This window comes from Lapillicoccus sp., assembly GCF_036559105.1.
In the GTDB taxonomy this organism is placed as follows: domain Bacteria; phylum Actinomycetota; class Actinomycetes; order Actinomycetales; family Dermatophilaceae; genus Lapillicoccus.
The window spans coordinates 1-16,365 of the sequence record NZ_DATBTV010000092.1 but is presented as its reverse complement, the minus strand read 5'-3'; the positions used below and the strand labels follow the sequence as shown (position 1 = coordinate 16,365).

Below are 16,365 nucleotides of genomic sequence, written 5' to 3'. Positions count from 1 at the left end.
TCCCCAAGCGCGTCTGAGCAGGCGAACCAGCCGACCCCCTCAGCGCGCTGCCCTTCTGTCCTTCGCGGACCGGAGGGTTTTTTCATGAGCGGCGACAGCAGCACGACGAGCGAACGACCAGCGAACGACCAGCGAACGACCTGCGAACGACCAGCGAACACCGAGTGAAAGCAGTGGATCAGTGAGCAACGGCGCGACACCGGTGCGACCCACCCCGGCAGATGTGGCCCAGCACGCCCACCCCCGCCCGCGCTCCGCGGCGCCGACGGCCACCGTCGCGCCGGCGCCGAGCAGCGCTCCACGGCCGGTACCCCACGCTCCCAGCGGACCGCCCGCTGCGGTCGCGGCAGCGCACCCGCGCTCCGCGTCCCAGCCGCCCACGCCGGCGCCGGAGCAGGTCACCGGCGCGCAGGCCCTGGTCAAGTCGCTCGAGCGCCTCGGCGTGGACACCGTCTTCGGCATCCCCGGCGGCGCGATCCTGCCGGCCTACGACCCGCTGATGGACTCGCCCACCGTGCGGCACATCCTCGTGCGCCACGAGCAGGGGGCCGGCCACGCCGCCGAAGGGTACGCGGCGGCGACCGGTCGCGTCGGTGTCTGCATGGCGACGTCGGGACCGGGGGCGACCAACCTCGTCACCCCGCTGGCCGACGCCTACATGGACTCGATGCCCATCGTCGCCATCACCGGCCAGGTGTCGAGCAAGGCGATCGGCACCGACGCCTTCCAGGAGGCCGACATCCGGGGCATCACCATGCCCATCACCAAGCACAACTACCTCGTCACCGACGCGTCGGAGATCCCGCGGGCGCTCGCCGAGGCGTTCCACGTCGCGTCGACCGGCCGCCCCGGGCCGGTGCTCGTCGACATCAGTAAGGACGCTTTGCAGAGCACCACGACGTTCTCGTGGCCGCCGCAGATCGACCTGCCCGGGTACCGCCCGGTGATCCGCCCGCACAGCAAGCAGATCCGGGAGGCGGCCCGACTCATCACCGCGGCCAAGCAGCCGGTCCTCTACATCGGCGGTGGGGTCATCCGCAGCGGCGCCAGCGACGAGCTGCGGCAGCTCGTCGAGCTCACCCAGATCCCGGTCGTGACGACGCTGATGGCGCGTGGTGCGGTCCCGGACTCGCACGCCCTGAACCTCGGTATGCCGGGCATGCATGGCACCGTCGCCGCGGTGACGGCCCTGCAGAAGTCCGACCTGCTCATCACCATCGGTGCCCGGTTCGACGACCGGGTCACCGGCCAGCTGTCGACGTTCGCGACGGGGGCCAAGATCATCCACGCCGACATCGACCCGGCGGAGATCTCCAAGAACCGGGTCGCCGACGTCCCGATCGTCGGCGACGCGAAGGAGGTCATCCGTGACCTCGTCACGCTGCTGACCGAAGAGGGTCTGGGGGACGCCGACTACAGCGAGTGGCGGACGACCACCCAGGAGTGGAAGGCCACCTTCCCGCTGGGCTACACCGACTACCCGGACCGCCTCGAGCCCCAGTACGTCATCGAGCGGATCGGGCAGCTGACCGGCCCGGAGGGCGTCTACGTCGCCGGCGTCGGCCAGCACCAGATGTGGGCAGCCCAGTACGTCCAGTACGAGCGGCCGAACGCCTGGCTGAACTCTGGTGGCCTCGGCACGATGGGCTACTCGGTGCCGGCGGCCATGGGCGCCAAGGTGGGCGAGCCGGACCGCGTCGTGTGGGCGATCGACGGCGACGGCTGCTTCCAGATGACCAACCAGGAGCTGGCCACCTGCGTCATCAACCAGATCCCCATCAAGGTGGCGATCATCAACAACTCCAGCCTCGGCATGGTGCGGCAGTGGCAGACGCTGTTCTACAACGAGCGCTACTCCAACACCGACCTGCACACCAGCAGCCACCAGCGGATCCCGGACTTCGTCAAGCTGGCCGAGGCCTACGGCTGCCTCGGGCTGCGGGCGGAGAAGCAGGAGGACGTCGACGCGGTGATCCGACAGGCGCTGGAGGTCAACGACCGCCCGGTCGTCATCGACTTCATCGTCCACCCGGACGCGATGGTCTGGCCGATGGTGCCCGCCGGGGTCAGCAACGACAAGATCCTCAACGCCCGTGGCGAGGCCCCCGTGTGGGACCGCGAGGACTGAGAGGAGCGCGACGATGAGCAAGCACACCCTGTCCGTCCTGGTCGAGGACAAGCCCGGCGTCCTGGCCCGCATCGCCGGCCTGTTCTCGCGGCGCGGCTTCAACATCGACTCCCTGGCGGTCGGCCCGACCGAGCACTCCGACATCTCGCGGATGACGGTCGTCGTCGACGTCGAGGAGTTCCCGCTCGAGCAGGTGACCAAGCAGCTCAACAAGCTGGTCGAGGTCCTCAAGGTCGTCGAGCTCGACCCGAACGCATCGGTGCAGCGTCAGGTCGTCCTCATCAAGGTGCGGGCCGACCCGACCACCCGGTCGAGCATCCTCGAGACCGTGGAGCTGTTCCGCGCCAAGGTGATCGACGTCGCGCACGACAGCCTGACCATTGAGTGCACCGGCAAGTCCGAGAAGGTCCAGGCCCTGCTGCACGTCCTCGAGCCCTTCGGGGTGCGCGAGCTCGTCCAGTCCGGGATCGTCGGCGTGGGCCGCGGTCCTCGGTCGATCACCGACCGGAGCCTGCGCACCGCCTGAGCCACCCGCATACCGAAAACGCTTGTCCCTCAACGAGAAGGAGCTGGCCACGATGGCCGAGATGTTCTACGACGACGATGCCGACCTGTCCGTCATCCAGGGCCAGAAGGTCGCCGTCATCGGCTACGGGAGCCAGGGCCACGCCCACGCGCTCAACCTGCGCGACTCCGGTGTCGACGTCCGCGTCGGCCTCGCCGAGGGCAGCAAGTCCAAGGCGAAGGCGGAGGCCGAGGGCCTGACGGTGAAGTCCGTCGCGGACGCGGTGAAAGAGGCCGACCTCGTCGTCATCCTCACGCCGGACCAGGTCCAGCGGCACGTCTACGCCAACGAGATCCAGCCGAACCTCAAGGAGGGCGCCGCGCTGCTCTTCGGGCACGGCTTCAACATCCGGTTCGGCTACATCAAGCCCGAGGCCGGCTCCGACGTGCTCATGGTCGCGCCGAAGGGTCCCGGCCACCTGGTCCGTCGCGAGTTCGCCGACGGCCGTGGCGTACCCGTGCTGCTGGCCGTCGAGCAGGACCCGTCCGGGCAGGCCTGGGACCTGGCGCAGTCCTACGCCAAGGCCATCGGGGGTCTGCGGGCCGGCGGCATCAAGACGACGTTCACCGAGGAGACCGAGACCGACCTGTTCGGTGAGCAGTCGGTGCTCTGCGGTGGTGCGTCGCAGCTGGTGATGTACGGCTTCGAGACGCTGGTCGAGGCGGGGTACCAGCCGGAGGTCGCCTACTTCGAGTGCCTGCACGAGCTGAAGCTCATCGTCGACCTCATGATCGAGGGCGGCATCGCCAAGCAGCGCTGGTCGGTCTCCGACACCGCGGAGTACGGCGACTACGTCTCCGGCCCGCGCGTCATCGACCCGCACGTCAAGGAGAACATGCAGGCGGTGCTCGCCGACATCAAGAGCGGCGCGTTCGCCCAGCGGTTCATCGACGACCAGGACGCGGGCGCCCCGGAGTTCAAGGCGCTGCGCGAGAAGGGGGCCCAGCACCCGATCGAGGCCACCGGCAAGGAGCTGCGTGGGTTGATGAGCTGGATCAAGGACAGCGACAGCGACTACGTCGAAGGGTCGGCGGCGCGCTGAGGCGGCGTTCCTAGACTGACGGCGTGAGCGACTGGCCGTATGCGCTGACGTTCGGCGCGTTCTTCCTGCTGGCGCTAGCGCGGGGGAGTGCGACCTACTGGGCGGGTCGGGCGCTGCGCTACGGCGGCCAGCGCACCCGCCTGGCCCAGCATCTCGACCGGCCGGCGGTCCACCGGGCGGAGGCGGTCGTCGGCCGTTTCGGGGCGCCGGCGGTCGCGGTCTCGTTCCTCACCATCGGGTTCCAGACCGCGGTCAACGCGGCGGCGGGCGCGCTCCGGATGCCGTGGTGGCGCTACGTACCGGGGGTCGTGGTCGGGGCGCTGTTCTGGGCCGCGATCTACACGACGATCGGGTTCGCGGTCCTGGCGGCGTGGTTCGGGGACCACCCCTGGCCGTGGGTCATCGGCGGCGTCGCCGCGATCCTCGTGGTGGTCGGCGTGACGTGGCTGGTGCGCCGCCGCCGCGCGGCCCGAGAGGGCGACGGCCAGCCGGCATAGGTATGCCGCGCCACCGGCAGTGACGCGGCATCACCAGAAGTGCTCGGTCTCAGACGGTCGGCGCCTTCGACCGGTTGAAGAACTCGTTGGCGCTCCCCGAGTACAGCAGCGCCAGGACGATGATCGCGATGACCACCTGGCCGATCGAGGTCCCGCGTTGGTTGCCGGGGGTGAAGGCCGCGAACAGGGCGCCGACGATCGTCACGATGTTCAGGACGGCCACGATGAGGCGGGCGCCGTTGCTGCCGCGGAACAGACCGCGCGCGACCGCGATCTCGATGATGCCGATGATCAGGATGACAACGCTGATCACGAGCAGCGTCGTCTTCTGGTTGCTCGTCAGGTCGCTGCTCGACGAGGCGAGGATGCCCAGGAGCCCCGAGATCACGAAGAGGATCCCCGAGATGATGACGAGGACGCCGAGGAACGTCACGCCGCCCGGGCGTTTGGCTGGTGAAGCGGTCACAGCGTGCCTCTCTGCTGAGAGTGGTCTCTTCCATAGGCATCTTCCAGGCTGTCCAGCGCCGACGCCTAGACTTCGGGAATGACTCGCCGAACGATGGCACCGTGGCAGTCCTGGGCGATCGCCATCGGCGCCGTCGTCGTGGGGTGCCTGCTCGTCGCCTCTCGGATCCGGCCGGTGGCCATCGTCGGCGTCGTGGTCGTCGTCATCGCGTTGCTCATCGTGTCGCGCATGGCCTTCGAGGCGTTCGGTCGTTCCCGCCGGTAAAGGTTCGGTGCGGGTTCTGGCGTCCGATATGCGGGACGGCCGTCCCACGGGATGGTCGTGGTCCGGCGCGTGGAGTACCCGGTCCTAGACTCCTGGCGGCACACCGCGGTGCCGTGCTCGCCGCATACCCCGAACGACGTACCGCCTGATAGGACCCTGACGTGACCAAGCCCGTCGTCCTGATCGCCGAGGAGCTCTCGCCCGCGACGATCGACGCCCTCGGCCCCGACTTCGAGATCCGCCACCTCGACGGAGCCGACCGGGCGCAGCTGCTGCCCGGGCTCGTCGACGTCGACGCGGTGCTGATCCGGTCCGCCACCCAGATGGACGCCGAGGCGATCGCCGCCGCGAGGAAGCTCAAGGTCATCGCGCGGGCGGGGGTCGGCCTCGACAACGTCGACGTCCCGGCCGCCACCCAGGCCGGGGTCATGGTCGTCAACGCGCCGACGTCGAACATCACGTCGGCGGCCGAGCTGGCCATCGGACTGCTGCTGGCCACCGCGCGCAACATCGCCCCCGCCAGCTCGTCGCTCAAGGGCGGCGCGTGGAAGCGGAGCCAGTACGGCGGCGTCGAGCTGCTCGACAAGACCGTCGGAATCGTGGGGCTGGGCCGGATCGGTGCGCTGGTGGCCGAGCGGCTGAAGGGGTTCGGCGTGACGCTGCTCGCGTACGACCCGTACACGTCGGCGGCCAAGGCCGGCCAGCTCGGTGCCCGGCTCGTGGGGCTCGACGAGCTGCTGGCCGAGTCGGACTTCATCACCGTGCACCTGCCGAAGACGCCGGAGACCGTCGGTCTCATCGGCGAGGAGGCGCTCAAGAAGGTCAAGCCGACCGTGCGCATCGTCAACGCGGCGCGCGGTGGCATCGTCGACGAGATGGCGCTGGCCGATGCGATCCGCGACGGCCGGGTGGCGGGGGCCGGCCTCGACGTCTTCGCCAAGGAGCCCACCACCGAGTCGCCGCTCTTCGAGTTCGAGTCGGTCGTCGTGACGCCCCACCTCGGCGCCTCCACGGAGGAGGCCCAGGAGAAGGCCGGCGTCTCCGTGGCGCGGTCGGTCCGGCTGGCGCTCGGCGGCGACCTGGTCCCCGACGCGGTCAACGTGTCCGGTGGGGCGATCGCCGAGGAGGTCCGTCCGGGCATCGGTCTGGTCGAGAAGCTCGGTCGGATCTTCATCGCCGTCGCGGGGCAGGTCCCGGTGCAGCTGGACATCGACGTGCGCGGCGAGATCACTGCGTTCGACGTGTCGGTCTGGCAGCTCTCGGCGCTGAAGGGGCTGTTCCAGGATGTCGTCGAGGAGCAGGTCTCCTACGTCAACGCACCGGTGATTGCCGAGCAGCGAGGTGTCGAGACGCGGCTGCTGACCGACGCGGCGAGCGGCGACTTCCGCAACGTCACGATCTTGCGAGGGACGCTCGGGGACGGCTCCGAGGTGTCGGTGGCCGGTACTCTCACGGGCCCGCGGATGATCGAGAAGATCGTCGGGATCAACGGGTTCGACCTCGAGGTACCGCTGACCGACCACCTCGCCGTGTTCACCTACGCCGACCGGCCGGGCGTCGTCGGCCAGGTGGGCCAGATCCTCGGCGACGAGGGCATCAACATCGGCGGTATGCAGGTGGCCCGCAGCGAGCGGCAGGGGTCCGCACTGGTCCTGCTGAACGTCGACGTCGCGCTGCCGCAGGCTGTGGCGGCGCGGATCGCCGAGGCCGTCGGCGCCGAGAGCTTCGCCGTCATCAACCTCTGACGGCGTCACCCCCGACGCCGGCGCACGGCGCCACCGCCCCGGCCCCCGCCCCCGCCCGCACCCCGGCGTCCGGCGCGCTCCCTCTCGGCGAGAGGCCAACTTCTGTCGTCATTCGTCGCGAATGGGAGCAGAAGTTGGCCTTTCGGCATCCAGGAGTAGTCGCCTAAGTCGTCGCACGAGGCGGTCGGCCAGGATCGGATTCGTGATCGTCTGCCCTGTGAGCTGGACGTAGGTCCACCCCGACGCCTGTACCGACTCGCGTCGCGCGACGTCGATCTGCCACTGACGCCGGTCTGTGCGGTGGTGGTCGCCGTCGAACTCGGCGACGACCTTCTTCTCCCGCCACACAAAGTCACCCGTGGCCAACCACCCGCCGGCGTCGTCCAGGACGGCGGCATTCAGCTCAGGCTCGGGGAGCGCGCCGCGCACGAACACCAGCCGCGCCCGCGTCTCCATCGGGGAGTCACTGCCGACCCGGACCAGGCTCACAGCGTCGCGCAGGCGCACGACGCCGCGCCGACCATGGCGTGACTCGATCACCTGGCAAAGGTCTGAGATCGACAGACCGCTGCCTCGGCGCACCATCGCATCGCCCAGCACGACGAGGTCGTCCAGCGCCAGGACCCCAGCCAGATCGGCCCACGTCGTCGCAGGGTCGGTGCAGGGCACGCCGTGGCTCGTGACGACCAGCCGCCGCTCGAGCCCTCGGTGCGAGACGATGCCGACGCGCCGTAGTCGCGGCAGCTCGGTCTCGCCGCAGATGTGGATCTGCTCGTCGTCCTCCCACGGTCTGGGGAGCGGAAGTTCCAGCAGCCGAGCCGCACTTTCGTGGGAGAACGCCTCGTCGACGGCACGGATCTGCTCGACGGCAAGAACCCGGTCGAGGAACGCCCCCGACGGCCCTGGCGTCCGCACGCCCCAGTAGGGCGCGGCCAGGTCCCGCCCCCGTGCCCGCCCTTGGGTGAGGCCCGTCGGCCATGCCTCGGCGAGAGCGAAGGGCCTGCGGGCCAGGGGTTCCGGTAGTGGGGAGAACGGGCGCATCCGCATACCCTCGCCCTCGCAGCGCGCCGGCGCCGTTCGGTTTCCACAGGGTGCAGGCTCCACACCCTCGCGAAGGGCCAACTTCTGCTGCCATTCCTCGGAAATGACGACAGAAGTTGGCCTCTCGCCGGAAGGGGGAGGCGGGGGCGTGTCTTCCTGACGGTCCCGGTCCGGATAGTGGAACCCGGGTGCAGTTACTTGGACGTCCACGTAATCTCGACGCATGGCGCGGCGGCTCGTACTCATTGCCAGCCGCGGCGAGTTTCTCTAGTCAGCCCCTCGCCGCGGAGATCCCGCGTGCACTGCTGACAGCGTTCACCGAATCCGGTTCGAGCGCGAAACCCGCCATACACCAACCGTTTTGACGTACGCATTTCTTGTGAAGGACGTGAACACCATGAGCGAAGAGGCAGAGAAGGCCCGCCAGGCGCTGCAGGAGTCGATGGACCTGCGCGACCAGGGCCACTCCGACGACTGACCCGTTGCGGACAGCTAGGCGCGGCCCCACGGGCTGCGCCTAGGCTTTCCCGCACGCCCAGCTATCTGCAGGAGGACCCGGTGACCGACACCCTCAACCTCGCCGTCATCGGCGGCGACGGGATCGGCCCCGAGGTCGTCGCCGAGGGCCTCAAGGTCCTCGACGCCGTCACGGCGCCGAGCGGTCTGAAGGTCTCCACGACCGAGTACGACCTCGGCGCCCGCCGCTGGCACTCCACCGGCGAGACGTTGCCGGCCAGTGTTCTGGAGGAGCTGAAGGGGCACGACGCGATCCTGCTCGGCGCCATCGGCGACCCGGGCGTCCCGAGCGGGGTCCTCGAGCGGGGCGTGCTGCTCCCGATCCGGTTCGCACTGGAGCACTATGTGAACCTGCGACCCGCCAAGCTGTTCCCGGGGGTCCGCAGCCCGCTCGACGTCGACCACGTCGCCCCCGGCGGCATCGACTTCGTCGTCGTCCGGGAGGGCACCGAGGGCCCCTACGTCGGCAACGGCGGCTCCCTGCGCACCGGCACCCCCAACGAGGTCGCCACCGAGGTGAGCGTCAACACCCGGTTCGGTGTCGAGCGCGTCGTCCGTGACGCCTTCGGCCGCGCGCAGGCCCGCCCGCGCCGGCACCTCACGCTCGTCCACAAGCACAACGTGCTCACGTATGCCGGTCACCTCTGGCGTCGTACGGTCGAGGAGGTCGGGGCTGAGTTCCCCGACGTCGAGACCGCCTACCAGCACGTCGACGCGGCGACCATCTTCCTCACCACGGACCCCGGCCGGTTCGACGTCATCGTCACCGACAACCTGTTCGGCGACATCATCACCGACATCGCCGGCGCCATCGTCGGCGGCATCGGTCTCGCGGCGAGCGGGAACATCAACCCCGAACGCGCCTACCCGAGCATGTTCGAGCCGGTGCACGGCTCAGCCCCCGACATCGCCGGGCAGGGCAAGGCCGACCCCACCGCCACGGTGCTCTCGGTCGCGCTGCTGCTCGAGCACCTGGGCCGAGTAGAGCAGGCTCGGGCCGTCGAGGCCGCGGTCGCCGCGGACCTCGCCGAGCGCGGCGACACCTCCCGGTCGACCACGACCGTGGGCGATGCGATCGCCGCCCGGCTGGCCTGAGCCGAGCCCTCCAGATCCCTGGGTCATGCTGCCGGACGGCGGCCGAACCCTTCCCGACCGGCGATCGGCGCCCTCGCGCCGCCCGGTAGTCTCAGCATACGGACACGCAGTGAAAGGCCCCGGAATGACGACGCAGTCGACCCACACCACGCCCCGCCCGAGTGTGGCGGACCTCGCCCACGATCCGCACGAGCACGTGCGGCTCGACTTCACCGTCGCCGAGCGCGATGACCGGCTCGCCGAGATCGAGCGCGAGAAGGTGCTGCGCGACCCCGGCTTCGGGAAGACCTTCACCGACCACATGGTCAAGGCGGTCTGGACGCTGGGCGAGGGCTGGCACGACGCGGAGGTCACCGCATACGGACCGCTGCTCATCGACCCCGCCACCGCCGTCCTGCACTACGCGCAGGAGATCTTCGAGGGGATGAAGGCCTACCGGCACGAGGACGGGTCGGTCTGGACCTTCCGCCCTGAGGCCAACGCCGCCCGGTTCAACCGCAGCGCGCGCCGCCTGGCGCTGCCCGAGCTGCCTGAGCACGACTTCATCGAGTCGCTCAAGGCGCTGGTCTCGACCGATGTCGAGTGGGTCCCCGAGCCGGGGCCGTCGGGGGAGAAGAGCCTCTACCTCCGACCGTTCATGTATGCGTCCGAGGTGTTCCTGGGGGTGCGCCCGTCCGCCGAAGTCACGTACTGCGTCATCGCGTCGCCGGCCGCCGCCTACTTCCCGGGTGGCGTGAAGCCGGTCTCGCTGTGGATCTCGACCGACTTCGCGCGCGCGGGCGCCGGCGGCACGGGTGCCGCCAAGTGCGGCGGTAACTACGCGTCGAGCCTCGCCGGTCAGATGGAGGGCGCCGAGCACGGCTGCGACCAGGCGGTGTTCCTCGACTCCTCGACGCAGACCTACATCGAGGAGCTCGGCGGGATGAACCTGTTCCTCGTCTACCGCGACGGCCGGATCGTCACGCCGGAGCTGACCGGCTCGATCCTCGAGGGCGTCACGCGCTCCTCGATCCTCGAGCTGGCCAAGGAGATGGGGCTGGAGCCGGAGGAGCGCAAGATCCCGATCCAGGAGTGGAAGGACGCGGCGACCTCCGGCGAGCTGGCCGAGGTCTTCGCTTGTGGGACGGCCGCGGTCATCACCCCGGTCGGCGAGCTCAAGTGGGAGGACGGCAGCGTCGACCACCGTCAGGTCGGCCACGAGGACACCGTCGCCCTCGGCCTGCGGCAGCGGCTCCTCGACATCCAGTACGGGCGGACCTCGGACACCCGCGGCTGGCTGACCCGGCTCGCCTGAGGCGGTCGGCCGCTCGTCGTCTGCGTCGCGTGCCTGGTAGGCCTCGGATGCGTCGCCCGCGCCTCGTTGCCAGCGACCTCGACGGCACGCTGCTGCGGTCGGACGGGACCGGTTCGGAGCGGACCGCGGCGGCCCTCCGGGCGGTGCAGGAGGCGGGTGTCCGCACGGTGCTCGTCACGGCCCGGCCACCGCGATGGCTCGACGACCTCGCGCACCTCGTCGGTGACGGCGGCGTCGCGATCTGCGGCAACGGCGCCTTCGTCTACGACGTGCCTCACCGAACGGTATTGTCGCACAAAGGAATCGAGCCCGAGTCGGTAGCAGCGATCATCGACGACCTGCGGCGTGAGCTGCCCGGCGTGACGTTCGCGGCGGAACGCGCGACCGGCTTCGCGCTCGAGGAGGCGTACGAGAGCCAGCACCCGGTGCCGGTGGACGCGATCCGTGGACCCATCGCCGATGAGGGTGGCCTGGTGGGGAAGCTGCTGGGTCGCCACCCGACGATGTCCGAGGACCAGTTTCGAGCGCGGGTGGCGGAGGTCGTCGGCGACCGCGGCATCGTGGCGTACTCCGGTGCGGGCGGGCTGGCCGAGATCTGCGCGCCGGGGGTGACCAAGGCGGCTGCGCTGGAGTCCTGGTGCGACGGCCTCGGCATCGGCGCCGAGGACGTGTGGGCGTTCGGGGACATGCCGAACGACCTGCCGATGATCGTGTGGGCGGGCACGGCGTTCGCTGTGGCCAACGCGCATCCGGACGTCATCGCCGCCGCCGACCACGTGTGCCCGTCGAACGACGAGGACGGGGTGGCTCAGGTCCTGGAGCGGCTCCTCGACGCTCCAGAACGTGAGAAGGCTGACCACATACCGAGACGGCCGTTGGACGAGGACTGATCGACGGGCACTCTGGACCGCGTGACGCACGTCCAGCCGGCCGCACCGCCCGCCTCGCTCATTATCAGCTAGCGCGACGAGTACTCCTCGTCGCGCAGACCTCCCGTAACCCGGGGGGTCTTTTTGTGTCCCGGGCACACCCCGTCCGGACACGAGCGTCGAGGAGCGGCCGGCATACGGCGACACGACACCCACCAGGCTCAGGGAAGCGGCGATGACCGACACCATCAGCAGAGCGGCGAGCGACCTGCACGTCTACGACACGACGCTGCGCGACGGCGCCCAGCAGGAGGGGCTCAACCTCTCCGTCGTCGACAAGCTCGCCATCGCGCGGCACCTCGACGAGCTCGGCGTGGGGTTCATCGAGGGCGGCTGGCCCGGGGCCAACCCCAAGGACACCGAGTTCTTCCAGCGCGCCCAGCACGAGCTGGTCCTCCAGAACGCGACGCTGGCGGCGTTCGGGGCCACCCGCCGGGCCGGGTCGAAGGCCGCCGACGACCCGTTGGTCCGCGCTCTGCTGGCCTCCGGGGCGCCCGTCGTCACCCTCGTCGCGAAGTCGCACGTCCGGCACGTCGAGGAGGCGCTGCGGACGACCCGCGAGGAGAACCTCGCGATGATCCGCGACACCGTGGGCTTCCTGCACGGCGAGGGGCGCCGGGTGTTCCTCGACGCCGAGCACTTCTTCGACGGGTACGCGGCCGACCGCGCCTACGCGCTCGAGGCGGTCCGGGTCGCGGCCGAGGCCGGCGCCGAGGTGGTCGCCCTCTGCGACACCAACGGCGGGATGCTGCCGCCGCAGGTGCAGGACGTCGTCGCCGACGTCCTCGCGTCGACCAGCGCCCGGCTCGGCATCCACTGCCACAACGACACCGGCTGCGCCGTCGCCAACTCGCTGGCGGCGGTCGAGGCCGGCGCGAGCCACGTCCAGGGCACCGTGAACGGGTACGGCGAGCGCACCGGCAACGCCGACATCCTCACCGTCGTCTCGAACCTCCAGCTCAAGTCCGGCCACGAGGTCGTCGCGCCCGAGCGGCTCCGCGACGCGACCCGGGTGGCGCACGCGATCAGCGAGGTGACCAACGTTCCGCCGTACAGCCGGCAGCCCTACGTCGGCTCGAGCGCGTTCGCGCACAAGGCCGGCCTGCACGCCAGCGCCCTCAAGGTCGACCCGAACCTCTACCAGCACACCGACCCGTCCGCGGTCGGCAACGGGATGCGCACCCTGGTCTCCGACATGGCCGGCCGAGCCAGCATCCACCTCAAGGCGGGCGAGATCGGGGTCGACCTCACTGGCGTGCCGAACTCCGACGAGCTCGTGGCGTCGGTCCTGGCCGAGGTCAAGGACCTCGAGATGCGCGGATACACCTTCGACGCCGCCGACGCGTCGTTCGAGCTGCTGCTGCGCAACGCGCTCTCCGGCTCGACGCTCACCTATTTCGACGTCGAGTCGTGGCGCGTCATCACCGACGCCCGCGGCGGCGAGGTCGCCGTCTCCGAGGCCACCGTCAAGCTGGTCGCCAGCGACCGCCGGTTCGTCGCCACCGGGGAGGGCAACGGCCCGGTCAACGCGCTCGACCACGCCCTGCGGCAGGCGCTCGCCGAGGTCTACCCCGAGATCGACAAGCTCGAGCTCATCGACTTCCGCGTGCGCATCCTGGACGCGTCGCACGGCACCGACGCGGTCACGCGAGTCCTCATCGAGACGTCCGACGGCGAGACCTCGTGGAACACCCTGGGCGTCGCGGCCAACATCGTCGAGGCGTCCTGGAGGGCCCTCGTCGACGGGATCACGTTCGGACTGCTCCGACACCAGGTGCCGGTGCGCTGAGGGTATGCGCGGTGCGCCGTCCGCGCATACCCTCGCGAAACCGCTCGGCTACTGGAGGTACTCGGCCTCGGCCGTCTCCAGCTTGCGGTGGTAGCGCATCCCGCCGGCGCCGCCGATCACCGCGCCCAGCAACGTGATCGCGAGAAGCAGCACCAGCGCGACGATGCCGGCGCCCGTGAGGTTGCCCTGGTCGACCGGCATGCGGGGGAACGTGTTCAACGTGCTGAGCACGTCGAACCGGGCGCCCGCGACGGCCGCGACGATGGCCACCACGACGGCGACGATGACCGCGCACAGCCAGACGGCGAAGCCCTGCCGCGCGCCGTCGAACCGGGACATCCGCGCCGCGACGTAGCCGCCTCCGTAGTACGACACGAAGGCGATCACCGCCAGCACGATGATGCCGACGAGGCCGACGGTCTGCGGGTCCTGGTTCTGGATCTGGGTGGCGGCCTGGTCGACCGTCGTCGTGCCCTGGGTGACGCCGACCGCCGCGCCGATGGCGGCGACGAACGCGGTGAGGATCACGGCCAGGCCCATCGCGGCGACCCAGCCGAAGAAGGCGGAGCCCCAGTTGATGCCGATGTGCAGACGCCCCCGCGCGCTGCCCGGCGCGATGCGACGCTCCTCGACGACTGCCGCGGCCGGCCCGACGACCGCCGGGTTCCTCTCGGCGGAGGTGGCCTCGGTGCCGGCATCGGTCCGCATCGCGCGGGTGCCTTCGTCGCCGGGTACGCGGTTCTCGCGCGTGGCGTTGTCGTGCGTGGCGTTCTCGCGCGCTGCGTTCTCGTGCGTGGTGTTCTCGTGCGTGGTGTTCTCCGGCGTGGTGTACTGCGGCGTGGTGCGGAGTTCGGCTCCGTCGTCCTCGGTGGCACGGCGTTCCATGCCGGTCCGGTGCTCCGTCTCGTCGGTGCTCACGGGAGTCTCCTTCGATCTCGAGTCGGCAATCGGGGTATTTCGCCGACCTTCCATCATGGCGTACCCGCGGCGCGCGGGGTTCATGCGTGCGCCTGACCTGCGGTTTCGGGGAGAATGTGGCTATGAGCACGAGCGGGGACTCTGGGCAGCGCGTCGGCAACACCGAGCGAGAGGCGGCCATCGAGGCCCTCAACCAGCACTGGCAGGCGGGTCGCCTCGACCCGGCCGAGCACGAGCGCCGGACCACCGCCGCCTACGCCGCCGTGACCAAGGGTGACCTCGACGCCCTGTTCGCCGACCTGCCCGGTGGCGACCTCGCCACTCGCACCATTCCCGCCACACCGGCCCCCCTGCAGGGCGAGGTCGTGTCGTCGCCGTCCCAGCCCGGGGAGATCGAGCCGCAGAGCGGGACCGGCCTCTTCCCGGCCGGATCGTGGGTCGCCCAGCACCGCGACGCGCTGATGGGGGTCACGCCGTTCGTCGCGCTGGGCCTGTTCTTCGCCACCCGGTGGTGGGTGTGGTTCCTGCTCATCCCCGCGGCCGGCGTGATCCTCTACTCCGGCAACGACGGGCGCAAACGGCGGCGTGACCGCGACGGGTGACCGCAGCGCTGCGGTCGTCGACGGTCGGCCGGACGAGGCCGCGGCGCTCAGCGCACTCGCGCTGCGCAGCAAGGGGTACTGGGGCTACGACGCCGCGTTCCTCGACGCCTGCCGGGCCGAGCTGTCCCTGACGCCCGACCTGGCGGCGGCGGCTCGGGTGGTTCGGGGTGCTGACGGGACGGTTCGCGGCTTCCACCTCCTCGGACCCGACCCAGACGGGGATCCGGGCCGCGGCGAGCTGCTCATGCTCTTCGTCGACCCCTCGGCGATCGGCAGCGGGGTCGGCCGGGCGCTGCTCGAGGACGCGGTCCGGTATGCGGCCCGCCACGGCTGGTCGACGCTGCGAGTCGAGTCCGACCCGGGCGCCGAGGGGTTCTACGTCGCCCACGGCGCGCGGCGGGTCGGGACCGTCCCGAGCGGCTCGGTCCCCGGCCGGCAGCTGCCCCTGCTGGAGCTGTCGCTCGGCTGAACATCGGTTCGTGCGGTGTCGAGCCGGAACTTGACGCGGTTCAGAGCACGAACCGGCCGGTCGGGGTCAACTTGGTGGGGTGACCTAGAGGAGGGAGGCGATGAGGGCGGCTGCCCGGGCGGCGCCGTCGGTCTCCACGGGCTTGTAGTCGACGACGCGGTCCAGCTCGGTGAGGATCGCCGCGGCGAGGGCGTCCGGGTCGCTGGCCACCTCGTACTCGAGACAGGTCCCGGCGCCGTACCCCTCGAGGCGGTGCCGCACGTGGAGGTTCTGCTCGAAGTGCCGCCGCAACGGCACGTAGACGAACGGCCGCCGGTTGGCGGTCAGCTCCATGGTCGTCGACAGGCCGCCCTGGACGACGGCCACGTCGCAGGCCGCGAGGTGGTCGACGAGGTCCGGCAGGAACCCCCGGACCTCGACGCCCGGGACCGCCGGCAGCGACTCGGGGTCGATCCGCGGGCCCGTCACCACGACGAACCGCAGGTTGTCAGCGGCGGCCCGTAGCAACGGAACCGCGTCGAGCACCCGGCGCAGCAACGCGCCACCGACGCCCGACCCGCCGACGGTGACGACGCATACCCGGTCGTCCGGGTGATAGCCGAGCGCCGCCCTCAACGCCGAGCGAGCCTCCGGCGGCGTCGGCTCGAACCCGGTCACGTACCCCGCGTAGTCGAAGTTCTCGGAGGTCCAGTCGCGGATCAGCGGCAGGCCCGGACCGAACGACGCGTCGACGACATCCGACTCGTTGCCGACGAAGACCGAGCGGTCGCGGACCGCGCGGAACCGGGCCCGCTGCTCGAGCATCTCCGCGTTGTAGTCCGCGGTCAGCGCCGCTTCGGCGGAACCTCCCTCGGGCATCGGCAGCCATCCGACGAAGTCGGTCATCCACGCCAGCGGTGCCCGCTTGACCTGAGGGTTCTCGTGCAGGAAGTAGTCGACGTCCCACGCTTCGTCGGCGACGACGAGGTCGTAGGGCTCCTCGTCGAGGACGTCGCGGAACACGCC

The 16,365-nt window shown here is 70.5% G+C and carries 17 protein-coding genes; 13 read left to right on the top strand and 4 right to left on the bottom strand.

Annotated features, from left to right (window positions below; all coding sequences use genetic code 11):
- Positions 1-181: 181 nt before the first annotated feature.
- The 4 genes from VIG79_RS11805 to VIG79_RS11790 are packed head-to-tail and all read left to right on the top strand — an operon-like array spanning position 182 to position 4,232.
- The gene (locus VIG79_RS11805; protein ID WP_331885805.1) at positions 182-2,128 is read left to right on the top strand and encodes an acetolactate synthase large subunit; all 1,947 of its coding nucleotides are present in this window, start codon (positions 182-184) and stop codon (positions 2,126-2,128) included.
- A gap of 13 nt (positions 2,129-2,141) precedes the next feature.
- Positions 2,142-2,654, top strand: coding sequence for an acetolactate synthase small subunit (ilvN, locus tag VIG79_RS11800; RefSeq protein ID WP_331885803.1), 513 nt, complete (start codon positions 2,142-2,144; stop codon positions 2,652-2,654).
- 52 nt (positions 2,655-2,706) lie between these two features.
- Positions 2,707-3,735: a ketol-acid reductoisomerase gene (gene ilvC / locus VIG79_RS11795; RefSeq protein ID WP_331885915.1), complete on the top strand. Its 1,029-nt coding sequence runs from the start codon at positions 2,707-2,709 to the stop codon at positions 3,733-3,735.
- Positions 3,736-3,758: 23 nt separating this feature from the next.
- Positions 3,759-4,232 (top strand): DedA family protein, encoded by a 474-nt coding sequence (locus VIG79_RS11790; RefSeq protein WP_331885801.1) that lies wholly within the window; start codon positions 3,759-3,761, stop codon positions 4,230-4,232.
- 49 nt (positions 4,233-4,281) lie between these two features.
- Here VIG79_RS11790 and VIG79_RS11785 read toward each other — a convergent pair whose 3' ends face one another.
- The gene (locus tag VIG79_RS11785) at positions 4,282-4,698 is read right to left on the bottom strand and encodes a DUF7144 family membrane protein (RefSeq protein ID WP_331885799.1); all 417 of its coding nucleotides are present in this window, start codon (positions 4,696-4,698) and stop codon (positions 4,282-4,284) included.
- Between the two features lie 78 nt (positions 4,699-4,776).
- Between VIG79_RS11785 and VIG79_RS11780 the strand changes: the two genes are divergently transcribed.
- Together VIG79_RS11780 and serA are read left to right on the top strand one after the other, a co-directional pair.
- The gene (locus tag VIG79_RS11780; protein WP_331885797.1) at positions 4,777-4,962 is read left to right on the top strand and encodes a hypothetical protein; all 186 of its coding nucleotides are present in this window, start codon (positions 4,777-4,779) and stop codon (positions 4,960-4,962) included.
- A gap of 161 nt (positions 4,963-5,123) precedes the next feature.
- Positions 5,124-6,707: a phosphoglycerate dehydrogenase gene (serA, locus tag VIG79_RS11775; RefSeq protein WP_331885795.1), complete on the top strand. Its 1,584-nt coding sequence runs from the start codon at positions 5,124-5,126 to the stop codon at positions 6,705-6,707.
- A gap of 108 nt (positions 6,708-6,815) precedes the next feature.
- Here serA and VIG79_RS11770 read toward each other — a convergent pair whose 3' ends face one another.
- Positions 6,816-7,748, bottom strand: coding sequence for a hypothetical protein (locus VIG79_RS11770; RefSeq protein ID WP_331885793.1), 933 nt, complete (start codon positions 7,746-7,748; stop codon positions 6,816-6,818).
- Positions 7,749-8,127: 379 nt separating this feature from the next.
- Here VIG79_RS11770 and VIG79_RS11765 point away from each other — a divergent pair, with 379 nt between their 5' ends.
- The 5 genes from VIG79_RS11765 to cimA all read left to right on the top strand — a co-directional run bounded on the left by VIG79_RS11765 (position 8,128) and on the right by cimA (position 13,371).
- The gene (locus VIG79_RS11765; RefSeq protein WP_331885791.1) at positions 8,128-8,226 is read left to right on the top strand and encodes a 3-isopropylmalate dehydrogenase; all 99 of its coding nucleotides are present in this window, start codon (positions 8,128-8,130) and stop codon (positions 8,224-8,226) included.
- A gap of 80 nt (positions 8,227-8,306) precedes the next feature.
- Positions 8,307-9,359, top strand: coding sequence for a 3-isopropylmalate dehydrogenase (locus VIG79_RS11760; protein ID WP_331885789.1), 1,053 nt, complete (start codon positions 8,307-8,309; stop codon positions 9,357-9,359).
- A gap of 196 nt (positions 9,360-9,555) precedes the next feature.
- Entirely contained in the window at positions 9,556-10,653 is a 1,098-nt protein-coding gene (locus tag VIG79_RS11755; RefSeq protein ID WP_414672624.1) for a branched-chain amino acid aminotransferase, read from the top strand.
- A 47-nt stretch (positions 10,654-10,700) separates the two neighbouring features.
- On the top strand, positions 10,701-11,543 hold the full coding sequence (locus VIG79_RS11750; RefSeq protein WP_331885785.1) for a Cof-type HAD-IIB family hydrolase: 843 nt from the start codon (positions 10,701-10,703) through the stop codon (positions 11,541-11,543).
- Between the two features lie 214 nt (positions 11,544-11,757).
- Positions 11,758-13,371 (top strand): citramalate synthase, encoded by a 1,614-nt coding sequence (gene cimA / locus VIG79_RS11745; RefSeq protein ID WP_331885783.1) that lies wholly within the window; start codon positions 11,758-11,760, stop codon positions 13,369-13,371.
- Positions 13,372-13,419: 48 nt separating this feature from the next.
- On the opposite strand, the gene VIG79_RS11740 is transcribed toward cimA, so the two are convergent.
- Positions 13,420-14,289 (bottom strand): flagellar biosynthetic protein FliQ, encoded by an 870-nt coding sequence (locus VIG79_RS11740; protein WP_331885781.1) that lies wholly within the window; start codon positions 14,287-14,289, stop codon positions 13,420-13,422.
- Between the two features lie 122 nt (positions 14,290-14,411).
- Between VIG79_RS11740 and VIG79_RS11735 the strand changes: the two genes are divergently transcribed.
- Together VIG79_RS11735 and VIG79_RS11730 are read left to right on the top strand one after the other, a co-directional pair.
- Positions 14,412-14,891: a DUF1707 domain-containing protein gene (locus VIG79_RS11735; RefSeq protein ID WP_331885779.1), complete on the top strand. Its 480-nt coding sequence runs from the start codon at positions 14,412-14,414 to the stop codon at positions 14,889-14,891.
- The gene (locus VIG79_RS11730) at positions 14,875-15,360 is read left to right on the top strand and encodes a GNAT family N-acetyltransferase (RefSeq protein WP_331885777.1); all 486 of its coding nucleotides are present in this window, start codon (positions 14,875-14,877) and stop codon (positions 15,358-15,360) included. The genes VIG79_RS11735 and VIG79_RS11730 overlap by 17 nt, the downstream gene beginning before the upstream one ends.
- Before the next feature lie 84 nt (positions 15,361-15,444).
- On the opposite strand, the gene VIG79_RS11725 is transcribed toward VIG79_RS11730, so the two are convergent.
- A partial coding sequence (locus VIG79_RS11725) for a glycosyltransferase (RefSeq protein WP_331885775.1) occupies positions 15,445-16,365 on the bottom strand: 921 nt, incomplete at its 5' end.